Annotated in this window: 16 protein-coding genes and 2 pseudogenes; 6 read left to right on the top strand and 12 right to left on the bottom strand. The window is 34.1% G+C overall.

Going from position 1 to position 12,305, the window contains the following annotated elements:
* Window positions 1-3: 3 nt before the first annotated feature.
* Both acoA and ACHZK0_RS13225 read right to left on the bottom strand, forming a co-directional pair.
* Window positions 4-1,002, bottom strand: a complete 999-nt coding sequence (gene acoA, locus ACHZK0_RS13220; protein WP_270344292.1) for an acetoin:2,6-dichlorophenolindophenol oxidoreductase subunit alpha — start codon at window positions 1,000-1,002, stop codon at window positions 4-6.
* 169 nt (window positions 1,003-1,171) lie between these two features.
* Window positions 1,172-1,651, bottom strand: coding sequence for a DinB family protein (locus ACHZK0_RS13225; RefSeq protein WP_270344293.1), 480 nt, complete (start codon window positions 1,649-1,651; stop codon window positions 1,172-1,174).
* Between the two features lie 188 nt (window positions 1,652-1,839).
* Here ACHZK0_RS13225 and ACHZK0_RS13230 point away from each other — a divergent pair, with 188 nt between their 5' ends.
* Window positions 1,840-2,685 carry an oxidoreductase gene (locus ACHZK0_RS13230; protein WP_270344294.1) on the top strand — a complete coding sequence of 282 codons (846 nt, stop codon included), beginning with the start codon at window positions 1,840-1,842 and terminating at the stop codon, window positions 2,683-2,685.
* Between the two features lie 39 nt (window positions 2,686-2,724).
* Window positions 2,725-3,243 (top strand): GrpB family protein, encoded by a 519-nt coding sequence (locus ACHZK0_RS13235; RefSeq protein WP_270344295.1) that lies wholly within the window; start codon window positions 2,725-2,727, stop codon window positions 3,241-3,243.
* A gap of 72 nt (window positions 3,244-3,315) precedes the next feature.
* On the opposite strand, the gene ACHZK0_RS13240 is transcribed toward ACHZK0_RS13235, so the two are convergent.
* The 6 genes and pseudogenes from ACHZK0_RS13240 to ACHZK0_RS13265 all read right to left on the bottom strand — a co-directional run bounded on the left by ACHZK0_RS13240 (window position 3,316) and on the right by ACHZK0_RS13265 (window position 6,181).
* A complete protein-coding gene (locus ACHZK0_RS13240; protein ID WP_395761680.1) occupies window positions 3,316-3,696 on the bottom strand; it encodes a DUF4181 domain-containing protein in 381 nt (126 codons plus the stop codon).
* Between the two features lie 20 nt (window positions 3,697-3,716).
* Window positions 3,717-4,156, bottom strand: a pseudogene (locus ACHZK0_RS13245) (NUDIX domain-containing protein).
* Window positions 4,157-4,217: 61 nt separating this feature from the next.
* Window positions 4,218-4,580, bottom strand: coding sequence for a DUF4181 domain-containing protein (locus tag ACHZK0_RS13250; protein ID WP_395761681.1), 363 nt, complete (start codon window positions 4,578-4,580; stop codon window positions 4,218-4,220).
* Between the two features lie 20 nt (window positions 4,581-4,600).
* Window positions 4,601-5,437: a PP2C family serine/threonine-protein phosphatase gene (locus ACHZK0_RS13255; protein ID WP_395761682.1), complete on the bottom strand. Its 837-nt coding sequence runs from the start codon at window positions 5,435-5,437 to the stop codon at window positions 4,601-4,603.
* On the bottom strand, window positions 5,421-5,900 hold the full coding sequence (locus ACHZK0_RS13260) for an HIT family protein (protein ID WP_395761683.1): 480 nt from the start codon (window positions 5,898-5,900) through the stop codon (window positions 5,421-5,423). Before ACHZK0_RS13260 ends, ACHZK0_RS13255 begins: the two co-directional genes overlap by 17 nt.
* Before the next feature lie 113 nt (window positions 5,901-6,013).
* Entirely contained in the window at window positions 6,014-6,181 is a 168-nt protein-coding gene (locus ACHZK0_RS13265) for a septum formation initiator (RefSeq protein WP_270344207.1), read from the bottom strand.
* A gap of 215 nt (window positions 6,182-6,396) precedes the next feature.
* On the opposite strand from ACHZK0_RS13265, the pseudogene ACHZK0_RS13270 reads away from it, so the two are divergent.
* Window positions 6,397-6,632 (top strand): annotated as a pseudogene (locus ACHZK0_RS13270) (hypothetical protein).
* Window positions 6,633-6,680: 48 nt separating this feature from the next.
* On the opposite strand, the gene ACHZK0_RS13275 reads toward ACHZK0_RS13270, so the two are convergent.
* On the bottom strand, window positions 6,681-7,517 hold the full coding sequence (locus ACHZK0_RS13275) for an ABC transporter permease (protein WP_073515292.1): 837 nt from the start codon (window positions 7,515-7,517) through the stop codon (window positions 6,681-6,683).
* Window positions 7,510-8,715, bottom strand: coding sequence for a quaternary amine ABC transporter ATP-binding protein (locus ACHZK0_RS13280; RefSeq protein WP_073515293.1), 1,206 nt, complete (start codon window positions 8,713-8,715; stop codon window positions 7,510-7,512). Before ACHZK0_RS13280 ends, ACHZK0_RS13275 begins: the two co-directional genes overlap by 8 nt.
* A 171-nt stretch (window positions 8,716-8,886) precedes the next feature.
* On the opposite strand from ACHZK0_RS13280, the gene ACHZK0_RS13285 reads away from it, so the two are divergent.
* Window positions 8,887-9,744 carry a glycine betaine ABC transporter substrate-binding protein gene (locus ACHZK0_RS13285; RefSeq protein ID WP_262742537.1) on the top strand — a complete coding sequence of 286 codons (858 nt, stop codon included), beginning with the start codon at window positions 8,887-8,889 and terminating at the stop codon, window positions 9,742-9,744.
* A 45-nt stretch (window positions 9,745-9,789) separates the two neighbouring features.
* Here ACHZK0_RS13285 and clpP read toward each other — a convergent pair whose 3' ends face one another.
* Together clpP and ACHZK0_RS13295 are read right to left on the bottom strand one after the other, a co-directional pair.
* On the bottom strand, window positions 9,790-10,371 hold the full coding sequence (gene clpP / locus ACHZK0_RS13290) for an ATP-dependent Clp endopeptidase proteolytic subunit ClpP (RefSeq protein WP_262742538.1): 582 nt from the start codon (window positions 10,369-10,371) through the stop codon (window positions 9,790-9,792).
* Window positions 10,372-10,392: 21 nt separating this feature from the next.
* Window positions 10,393-11,079 (bottom strand): RNA polymerase subunit sigma-70, encoded by a 687-nt coding sequence (locus ACHZK0_RS13295; RefSeq protein WP_262742539.1) that lies wholly within the window; start codon window positions 11,077-11,079, stop codon window positions 10,393-10,395.
* A gap of 143 nt (window positions 11,080-11,222) precedes the next feature.
* Here ACHZK0_RS13295 and ACHZK0_RS13300 point away from each other — a divergent pair, with 143 nt between their 5' ends.
* The gene (locus ACHZK0_RS13300; protein ID WP_063263086.1) at window positions 11,223-11,543 is read left to right on the top strand and encodes a 2Fe-2S iron-sulfur cluster-binding protein; all 321 of its coding nucleotides are present in this window, start codon (window positions 11,223-11,225) and stop codon (window positions 11,541-11,543) included.
* Window positions 11,544-11,547: 4 nt separating this feature from the next.
* On the top strand, window positions 11,548-12,210 hold the full coding sequence (gene rpiA / locus ACHZK0_RS13305) for a ribose 5-phosphate isomerase A (RefSeq protein WP_395761714.1): 663 nt from the start codon (window positions 11,548-11,550) through the stop codon (window positions 12,208-12,210).
* The last annotated feature ends 95 nt before the right edge of the window (window positions 12,211-12,305 follow it).

Below are 12,305 nucleotides of genomic sequence, written 5' to 3' on the forward strand. Positions count from 1 at the left end.
CTCTTATTTATAAGAAACGTATACATCTTTTAATAATTCTTCATCCTCTGGATATGGACTATTTTCACTAAATTCAATTGATCTTTGTACTGCTTCATCTACTGCCTTTTCCATATCCACAAGTTCAGATTCAGTTAATAAAGCTTCATGAATTAAATGCTTACGGAAATTCACAATCGCATCTTTTTCATTTAAATGTTCTTCTTTTTCCTCTGAAGTTTTATATGTTTGCGCTTCACCTTCGAAATGACCGTAATTCCGATATGTCATACATTCAATTATTGTTGGACCATCGCCATTACGTGCGCGCTCCACCGCTTCTTCCGCTGCTTTATACACTGCAAGTAAATCTTTTCCATCTACTTGGACACCTGGAATATTGTAAGCTTTCGCGCGATCTGCAATTGAATTACAGCTTGAAGCATATTCAAATGTTGTCGCCTCACCGTAACCGTTATTCTCTGCGATAAAAATAACTGGTAACTTCCAAATTGCTGCTAAGTTAACCCCTTCATGGAATGTCCCTTCATTATTTGCTCCGTCACCGAAGAAACAAACACTTACATCTTTCGTTCCTTTATATTTAGCTGTTAATGCTGAGCCACAAGCAAGTGGAAAACCTCCGCCTACAATCCCGTTCGCACCAAGCATTCCTTTATTTAAATCGGCAATATGCATGGAACCGCCTTTACCTTTACACAACCCTGTCGCTTTCCCAAAAAGTTCAGCCATCATCCCGTTTAAATCACAGCCTTTTGCGATACAATGTCCATGCCCTCTATGCGTACTTGTAATACTGTCACTATCTGTTAAGTGGGCACATACACCAACTGCTACCGCTTCTTCACCTGCGTATAAATGAACGAAACCTGGCAGAACGCCTTGCGCGAATAATTCATGTACCTTATCTTCAAACTTACGAATTTCTAACATTTTTTCATACATCCAACGAGCTTGTTCTTTCGTAATTTCATTCCCTTTACTTTCAGTTGTTTTTAACATGTCCAGCCCTCCTATTTTCTTGTTCATCTTTTATATTGCAAGTACTGTGCCAAATTCTAATCATTGATTTCATGGCTTTTCTCTTTCCTTTCAAAATAAAAAAGTGGACAAAATGAGACTTATGTCTCGTTTTGTCCACTTTTGTTCACCTAATTTGAGAATTACGATCTTATTCATTATCAAAACTTTTCTGTAATTTTCTGATGTAAATAATTTGACCAATATGATAAGCATTATGAGTCGTTACATTACTAAGCACTTCCCACCACTTCGCATTTACGGGAAATCCAACTACATCGCTTTCAACCTTCTCTTCATTTATAAGCTTTTGCCATTGTAACAGTTTCTCTAGTAGTTTTTCTCTTAACTCATCGAATGATTGATTATCTGAAAGCATAAAACTTTTGTTATTATCACCAATCGCGGGTACGGCATTTACATTCGATTCTTTATACCTAGTTTGCCACGTTGAGTTCCAATACAATAAATGTTGTACAATCTCAGCTATACTATTACTCTCTTCATTCGGTTTCCAGAAAGCTTCTCTCTCAGATAGATCTTTCACTGCATCTGAAAATGGCATATACCAACTAGGATCATTCGCATTCGCTAATAATTGATCTGCTAATACATCTTTCACATGGGTCATTTTTCTTCCCTCATTTCATTAACGTATTCACACTCACTTCTCTATATACGCTAAGTCCGTATGATTCCCTCTTTTAAAAATCTCATAGAATATAGAATTAAAGGGAATTGCTCTCAAAGAGAATATAACAATAATAGATTTTCTTATCATAACTCGTTATGATAAAAGAAAAAGAAAGCTGGCGGGAAATGAATAAAAAAATCGCAGTTATAACCGGGGCTTCAAGTGGATTTGGGCTATTAACTACACTCGAACTCGCAAAAAAAGATTATTTAGTTATCGCTACAATGAGGAACCTAAAAAAACAAGTGAACTTAATATCCCAAGCTACTCAACTCAACTTGCAGCAAAACATTAAAATTCAACAATTAGATGTAACCAATCAAAGCTCTTTACATAACTTTCAATTATTTTTAAAAGAAATAAACAGAGTAGACCTCCTTATTAATAATGCAGGATATGCAAATGGGGGCTTTGTAGAAGAAATTCCAGTAGAAGAATACCGTAAACAATTTGATACGAACCTTTTTGGCGCTATTTCAATCACTCAGCTTGTTTTACCATTTATGAGAGTACAAAAAAGTGGGAAAATCATTAATATAAGTAGCATTAGTGGTCAAGTTGGATTCCCTGGTCTATCTCCTTACGTTTCTTCAAAATATGCATTAGAAGGCTGGAGTGAATCTCTTCGTTTAGAAGTAAAACCGTTCGGAATAGATGTTGCTTTAGTGGAACCAGGTTCTTATAACACAAATATTTGGGAAGTTGGTAAACAACTAGCTACAAACCAATCTGATACATCTTCTCCTTACAAAGAATATATGGATAAAATACAAAAACATATTAATAGCGGTAGTGATACATTTGGTAATCCGATAGATGTTGCTAATAAAATCGTAGAAATCGCTGAATCTAAGCGTGCGAATTTACGATATCCGATTGGCAAAGGTGTAAAATTTATGATCTTTGCGAAGAAGATTCTTCCATGGAGATTGTGGGAATACCTTGTTTTGAGAACTTTTAAGAAAATGTAATAGACTTTTGAAAACCATTTTGAAAGAGGTGCTAATCAAATGTTAGGTTTACCGTATGGGAAAGTATTTTTAGTTCCGTGGACTGAAGAATGGGAAATTGAGTTTATAAAAGAGAAACAATTCATTGAGGAACAAATTGGCGAACATATTTTAGCGATACACCATATTGGTAGTACCTCTATTCCACATCTAAGTGCAAAGCCAGTTATTGATATTGCAATCGAACTAAATGATTATAAGGACGGTTTAAAATGTATTAATAAATTAGAACTGCTAAACTATAAATACAGAAAAGATGTACTGCCTGAACGATATTATTTTAATAAAGGAGAACCACGAACTCATCAAATTCATATGTATGAACAAGGCAATACATATTTAATAGAACAATTGCAATTCAGAGATTACTTAATAAACAACAAAACTTCTCGTATACAGTATGAGCAGTTAAAGATTCTACTTTCACAAGCTAATCCAAATGATAAACATCAATATGCAGAAGATAAAACAAATTTCGTTACATCCATATTAGCCAAAATAAATGATGAATTTAAATAAGAAACCATTTAATAGTAAATGGTTTCTTATTTATTAGTTATTTCACTATTTGTACCATCAATAATCACCTTATTATGCAGCAGGTGGAACGAAATACACTAGTATTGAGATCATCAATATAAATGCAACCATTCCCGTTATCGAAAGTATATATTCTTTTGATTCTCTATCATATTTCCATTCCATCCATGCTCTTAAAGTACATGATATCCCTAAATAAGTGAACATGACATAAACCATTTTAGCGTTTTCAAATTTAAACATATAATAACAACTACCTATTACATAAATAATAATAAGTCCTACTTCTAATTTTACATGTAAACTATTCACATGCTTATATCCAAAGAAGCCTCTTTTCTCCATATTTAATTTCCTTCTTAAAAACTGTTCTAAAAAGTAACCACCTATCCCCAGTCCAATAATAATAATCAAGATTGTAGAGGTACCCATTGTAATCCCCGCCTATTACTTTATTTATTTTTAGAAATAAAGTAGACTATATTTTGGTTATTCTCTTCTAAATAACTTACAATTCCTTCAGGATACGTTGATTTCTCCTTTAATTCGTCTAGACTTTTCCAAATTAATATAATATCATCATATTCTTTATGCCTTATTTCATTTGTAATTCTCTCTTGAACAGTTCCCCAATGTATCAATGTGCAATGATGTCCTTTTTCGTTGTTCTACTCGAAAATATGCTCATTTACAACGGCTAATTCTTGAACATCAATCTTCAAATCGGATTCTTCCATTAATTCTCTTACTATTGCTTCTTTTGCTGTTTCACCAAATTCAATAGAACCGCCTGGAAACGATAAAATGTTTCATTTAAATCACATTGTACAAGTACTTTAGAATGATCTTCATTTAAAATCATTACTTCAGCACGTAATTGAGGACTTTTCATTTCTTCTCTCCCTATAATTGCTCATTTTATGATATTCCCAGAGTGTCTTAATCAATACGTATTAAATAAAGAAATATAGAATTATCCCCGTTATCAATAGTGATACAACTCCGCCTAAGGACATCAAAAACTCCCTTGATTCTCTATCATATTTCCATTCCATATACGATTCGAAACTATACAACGTAATTAAAAGCAGAAAGGGTAGGAAGCCCATGTATAGAGAGTTCGAAAGAGAAGAGCATATAATTATAACCACTATATACGAAAAAATAATGGTCCTGTTTCCCCATTTATGCAGCTTATTTACATATTTATGATTCCATCCTTTTTGTTTCGGTATATGTAGCCTTTTTCTCACTATATTTTCTAAAACAAATAATAATATGATCCATAAAACTAATACAATTACTTTCACATGCATTATTAGAGAGATCACCTCCTTTATCTTATCGTCTGGATTTTATCCGGCTGATCACTCGGATACGTACTACTCATTTTGTTCTCTACGTCCCAACTAATAATTGTCGCACTATCTCGTCCGAATTGATGATGAACGTGCTCTAATACATGATGAACACTTTCTTCAAGGTCTATTGTATTTCTGTTCATATCGTTATACAGATTTAATGGTGTTTCATAGTGTCTTTCCCCGCATTCTAATACCCCATCTGTAACCATGACAATTCGATTCTTTCCAGTACGTAATTCACGAATGCCTGTTGAGTAGCAAGGGACTGGTAAATTAAATGTGTTTACATTTCCTATCCATTCGTAAAACTGACGTTGATTTAATGCATATTGTCCTAACTTATGTAGCTCTTCATGAAATACATACACTAAACAATCACCAATAGACAACCACCATATATAATTTTCTTTTCTTACACATAATAAGCAAGCTGTTTCACCTTTAATTTTTTGGCACTTTTCCTTAAATGAAGAGGATTTAAAGATTGTAAGTAGATGATTTTCAACAGATCGAAATACTGTATCAATCGATTCATTCATCATTACTTTTATATTTTCATATTCCTTTTGGATTGTATTTACTACTAAATCAACACTTTCCGCACTATTATGTCCATCTAAAATAGCTGTAAATTCCCAATCACTATTCGACCAAACTAACGCACCATCTTCATTCTTTTTTGCTCCAGCGTTTATATTACCGCCATATGTACCAAGTACGATATCACCATATTGTTTTACTGAAACTTCGTCTAAACACATCTTCTTATTTCCAACCCATGAATATTGTCTATTATTTGTTGTATGCATATTCACTCACCATATACTTTCGTATTCTTTCGCATAGCTTTTTGATTTTCTTTGCGTCACCATATGGCGCACCAGTCCATTTCGCTACTTCAGTTGGTGACCAAAACTCTTTAGGTGTATTTGGATAACGCGGTATGATGTGCATATGCATATGTGGTACACCATTCCCTGAAACAAAAGTGTAAATATGTTCTGCACCTTCACTTTCTTTTAGCGCTTTACTTACTCTACTTGTTATAAGTCCGAACGTTTTTGCTTCTTCATCTGTTAGTTCGGCAAGGCCAGGTACGTGTCTTTTTATATCTATCATTACATAACCAAGGTATGTTTCTTCCCTATCCCAGTGGACATGTCCCACGTAAACGAGTTCATCTTCGTAAATAGCTCCACCTGGAACTGTAATGTTTCCTCTATGTTTTTCGCAAATAAAGCATTTTTGTTCTACTTGATTGTTTGTTGACATATCCTTCACCATCCTTTTTTATTAATAATATCATAAAAAAAGGAAAAACAGGATTTATATTCCGAAAATTCATTCTTTTAATTAGGCATTTTTTGAAATAAATTTAAAACTTACTATTTCTTCAAAAACGCAATTCCTATTACTATTCCAATCACAATTCCGATTACTAAATTATTAGTAAAGAATCCTTGAAATACACCGATTACAACCCCTATACTGACACCGATTGCCAATGCATCATTCCTTTTATTATTTTTAGCCACAATTGCATCTCCTCTCATCATTTCTCCCTAAATAACATACATTTACTTGAATGTATTAAATATTCACTGTTTCACTTGAATATTTCTAAAAAATGTACTTTAACTTCACATTTAATATTTTCCATTTTCTGTACATACTCCTTTTATAATGAAAAAATTCAAGTAACCATTGAATATATATAGGCATTTACTATAAGAAAGACCAGTAATTTATTTAAGGAGGAACGATTCAAATGCATCCTCATTGGAATCCAAATATAAATCAACAATATGTGTATTCCCCCATCCCGTAAGGAATACCTTGCATCATGATTCGCAATATATGATGCAGCGTATCGCAAGTCTTGAAAGCCAATTAGCGAAATTAATCTCATTAATCGAAGAAAATAATCATTTAATTAAATCAATGGAACAGCAACAAAACCAAGTTTGTGCACCAGCTGGTGGTTCTGTTATCGTTCGTATGTAATTTTTTCGAACAAAAAACACACTTTGTATAATAAAGTGTGTTTTTTGTTTATCTTCTTTTTTGATGAAAACCTTGTGTAATACGGTCTAATATAATCGCAATGACAACAATAGCTAGTCCGGCTTCAAATCCCATTCCGATATTTACTTGTGTTACAGAGCGGTATACATCAACCCCAAGACCTGGTGCTCCTACAAGAGATGCTGTTACTACCATCGATAAAGAAAGCATAATGCTTTGGTTCACACCAGCCATGATTGTCCCAGTTGCTAGTGGTAATTGTACTTTAAATAATTTTTGTGATGCGGTAGAGCCAAACGCATTCGCTGCTTCTATTAAATCTTCTGGAACTTGTCTAATTCCTAAGTCAGTAAACCGAATTGTCGGGGGCATTGCAAAGATTACGGATGCAATAATCCCAGGTACTACTCCTACTCCGAAAAATGTAATCGCAGGAATAAGATATACGAAAGCCGGCATTGTTTGCATAAAATCTAATGTCGGTTTTAAAAATTTTGAGAAGCGTTCATTTTGAGAAGCTAAAATTCCGATTGGGATTCCTACAATGATTGAAATAATAACAGATGTAAGTACGAGTGCTAATGTTTGCATCGTTTGTGCCCAGTAGTTAATATTTAAAATAAATAATAAACCGATCAGTGTGAAAATAACTAAAGATACTTTTCGCGTTGTGTACCAAATGAGGAAACAAAGGATAATAATCATCAATATGGCTGGTATTATTGTTAAAAAATTAGTGAGTAAATCAACGAATCCGCCGATAATATAAGAGAACCCTCGGAATAAGCCTTCAAAGTGCTCATATAAACTTGCCACAAATGAATCGACCCATTCGCCTAATGGAATACGTGGTATACTACTCATCGTCTTTCACCTCTTCCTCAATATTACCCGCAAGAGCTTGAATGACACTTTCACGTTTAATAATTCCTCTTAGCCTTTTCTTCTCATCAATTACTGGCAACGGATATTTCATCTCCGCCATTTTTGCATATGTTTCCTCAAGCAAAGTATCTACATACACGTGCGGGATATCGTTAAGTAATAAATCCGCAATTGGCCACTGTTTTTGAACGGCTTTACTCGCATCGTCCGCAGTTAATATACCTAAAAATTCATATTTTTTGTTAACAACATATACAGTTGATACACCAGCGTTCCTCATAATTTGAAGTGCTACACGTGGTCCACGATCAATCAATAATGTCTCTGGTCGTTTTAAAATAGATTCCGCCGTAATGACTTTTCCTAAATTCACGTCCGCCACGAACTTCTCGACAAATTCATTGGCAGGGCTCATCATAATTTCTTCTGGCGTTCCAATTTGAACAATCTCCCCATCTTTCATTAATGCAATCCGATCTCCAATTCGAAGCGCTTCGTCTAAATCATGTGTAATAAATATAATTGTTTTTTCCATTTTATCTTGTAATTCTAACAGCTCATCTTGCATTTCTTTTCGAATAAGTGGATCTAATGCACTAAATGACTCATCCATTAACAATACATCGGGATTATTTGTTAATGCCCTTGCGATTCCAACGCGCTGTTGCATACCGCCACTAAGTTGACTTGGATAATTATCTTTATGATGATCAAGTCCTACTAACTGTAGCGATTCTAATGCTTTATGCTCTCGTTCCTCTACTGGAACGCCTTGAATTTCTAATCCGTACGCAACATTTTGTATCACTGTACGATGCGGAAATAAAGCAAACTTTTGAAAAACCATGCTCATCTTCGTTCTTCTCACTCTTCGCAACTCTTCTTTTCCCATCGTTGCGATATCTTCCCCATCTATGTATATATGTCCTGCAGTTGGCTTAATTAATTGGTTTAACATACGAACTAACGTAGATTTCCCGCTACCAGACAGCCCCATAATTACGAAAATTTCTCCCGTATAAACTTCAAACGTTGCCTTTTTCACACCAACGTTCATTCCTGTCTCTTTCAAAATTTCCGATTTGCTTTTTCCTTCTTTTAATAAGGTAAGCGCTCTTTGCGGGTGTTTCCCAAATACTTTTGTTACGTTTTCAACACGCACCTTTGTATTATCCATGTCACTACTCCTTTTCTACCCATCTATTCACATAGTGTTGCGATTTTACAAAGAAATATTACATAAAAATGACATTCATAAGATTTCTTTAAAATTCTTGTTTCCGTTCATAATAAGAATGCTTACTTATACATTTATTTAAAAAGGCAAACGTTTCTTAGGAGGTTTTCAATGAGAAAGAAAATATGGCTTATGTGCCTTTCGTTATTTATTACTATGATTTTCTCTTCATGTAATGCAACAAATGCAAATTCGAAAGGAAAAATTAAACTTGGTGTAACAAGTTGGAAAGAAAACATCGCCACGGCAAACATGTGGAAAGTTTTATTAGAACAAAAGGGCTACAAGGTTGAACTCATGTATTTAGAAAAAGCGGCAATTTGGACTGGTGTCGCTCGTGGTGATGTTGATGCTAATTTAGAAGTGTGGCTACCCGTTACGGATAAACCGTTAAATGCTCGTTATAAAGATGATATTGTCTTAAAATCCAAATGGTATGAAGGTACTGGACTTGGCCTCGTCGTCCCTTCTTATATGAAAAACATTAACAATATTGAGGATTTAAATGCACATAAAGATGAGCTAGATAACAAAATTGTCGGCATCGAACCCGGTAGTAGTCTTATGAATTTAACGAACAAAGCAATGAAGGAATATGATATTAAATTAAAACTTGTCCAATCTTCTGAAGCTGCGATGATGAGTGAACTAAAGAAAGCATATACGAAAAAGAAACCAATCGCTGTTACGCTTTGGAATCCGCATTGGGGCTTTTCGGAATTTGACTTAAAATATTTAAAAGACCCTAAGAAAGTATATGGTGAAAAAGATGACATTTATTACTCTGTTCGTAAAGGTTTCGAAAAAGATCATCCGGATATCATAAAATACTTTGACAAATGGAAAATGAACGATGAACAGCTTGGTACATTAATGGTCGAGTTAAATAAAACGAAAGACCCTGAAGAAGCAGCGCGAAAATGGATAAAAAAGAATCAAGCGCTAGTTGATGAATGGGTAAAAGATTAATAAAACAGGCTAGAGGATTAACATATCCTCTAGCCTGTTTTCGTCTTATTTTTTCGTAACAACATTATCTACTATCCCATATGACTTCGCTTCTTCTGCAGTCATAAAATAATCTCTTTCTGTATCATGTGCTACTCTTTCAATCGGTTGCCCCGTTTTTTCTGCAATCATTTTATTAATATCATGCTTTAACTTCAATATCCTTTTTGCTGTGATTTCAATTTCCGTTGCTTGCCCTTGCGCTCCACCTAGTGGCTGATGAATCATAATTTCACTATTAGGGAGTGCAAACCGTTTCCCTTTTGCACCTGATAATAATAACAATGCACCAAATGATGCTGCAAATCCCATGCATAGCGTTTGTACATCTGGTTTAATGAGATTCATCGTATCTAATATGGCAAAACCTGCTGTCGTTGAGCCGCCTGGGCTGTTAATGTATAAAAATATATCTTTCTCGGCATCTTCCGCTTCTAAAAATAATAATTGAGCTACGACACTACTTGCTACTTGATCATTTATTTCTGAACCGATAATAATAATGCGGTCTTTTAATAACCTTGAATATATATCATAGGAACGTTCTCCTAATTTCGTTTGTTCTACTACATATGGAATTGCATTCATTTTTAATCCCTCCAATAATTGTTATGCCGCGCAAAGCATACAACTGTAGGAAGAAGGTTTTTTTGCATTAAATAATAAGACTGGCTGTTTATATGGTAATTTAGTAAAATCTATTGTCGGAAGAAGCTTTGTTAACAATTCCGGCTTTTCCTCACGAATAGACGTTACTACAACTTCAATATCATCTGTAAATTCGACTATCTCAATCCCTTCTTCACTTACAGTTTTCAGCCTATTTCTACTCCGAAATAAAGAAGCTTTTACTGCACCTTCCGATATGGAACATACTTTAGCAATATCAGCGATACTATATTGAAAAACATCCTTTAATAATAAAATTGCGGATTGTTGTACATTGAGTGACGATAATACTTTTCCTACCATTTCATGCAAATCTGCAATGTTCTCTTGTGGTTCTTCAAAAGTAATTTGTCCCTTTATTTTTTCATGAACTGATTTTGATTTCATCTGATCTATCCAGCGATTGCGAGCTATTTTATATACAAGTGTCATACAAATATCTTTATTACTATATTTTTGAAGAACTTTACAAACAGTTTCTTGGGCAAGGTCTTCGCCGTCCCATTTGTTTTTCGTTAAAAATGTACAGTACCTTTTTAATTCTCCGTATTGCTCAATTAAAAAATTTATATTTGAATGATTCATATCGATATGATTTTTAAAAATATGAGTTACTTTTGTGCACAAAATAACCACTCCTTTTCAGCGCTTACTTAATTAACGATTCAACAAATAAAAAAGTTACGGGGCATATAAAAAAATTATGTTTATGTTTAATAATTCGCGGTCATAAATATGTTATGTACAATATTACGTGAGGAGGAACAAATTTGCCAAAATTAACAATTGAAGGTGCGGGAACTTTTGATGTAAAAGAAGGCACAAAGTTAGTATTAGCGATTGAAGATAACGGTGTACACATTCTCCATCGCTGCGGCGGGAAAGCCCGCTGCACAACTTGTAGAGTAGAAATTATAGCAGGTGAGTTTTGTGAAGCGAATTCTAATGAAAAAAATGCGATTACGGAAAAAGGAATTGAAGATCACTTACGTTTATCATGCCAAATGCACGTACATAAAGATATAGTCGTTCGCCCTATACTTACAGTAGAAAATTCAGGTCTTGATGCAGGCCCGCGTCCAGCAGAATAATATGATGAATTTAAAACAGCTTGCTGGTGAATATGCTGCTAACTTTGTAAAAGATGGGATGAAAGTTGGACTTGGTACAGGTTCTACTGTATATTGGTTGATACAAAAATTAGGTGAGCGTGTAAAGGAAGGATTATCAATTCAAGCTGTACCAACTTCAAAAGAAACGGAAGTATTAGCTAAACAGTTATCTATTCCATTAATCCCCTTAAATGAAATGGGTATACTCGATCTCACAATCGATGGTGCAGATGAAATTGATTCAAATTTACAATTAATAAAAGGTGGTGGCGGCGCATTACTTCGCGAAAAAATCGTTGCCTCCTCCTCTAAAGAACTAATTATCATTGCTGATGAATCAAAACTTGTAACGCATTTAGGTACTTTCCCATTACCTGTTGAAATTACACCTTTTTCATGGAAACAAACGGAAAGTAAAATTCAAGTTTTAGGTTGTCAAACAACGTTACGTTTAAAAAATAATGAAACGTTTATTACCGATAACAATAACTTGATTATTGATTGTGTATTCCCTCATGACATATCTAATCCTGCCAACTTACATACTCAATTAAAAATGATTACAGGCGTAGTTGAAACAGGGTTATTTGTTAATATGACTAGTAAGGCGATTATTGGAACAAAAAATGGAATAAAGCAATTATAATGAAGGCTGACTCTTACAGTCAGCTTTTTATATTTTCTCTTTATAGCGTAGCATTATGATATACTATGAAAACAAACGCACATCACATTAGAAAG

The organism is Bacillus sp. 3G2 (genome assembly GCF_044324725.1).
Classification (GTDB): Bacteria; Bacillota; Bacilli; order Bacillales; family Bacillaceae_G; genus Bacillus_A; species Bacillus_A mobilis.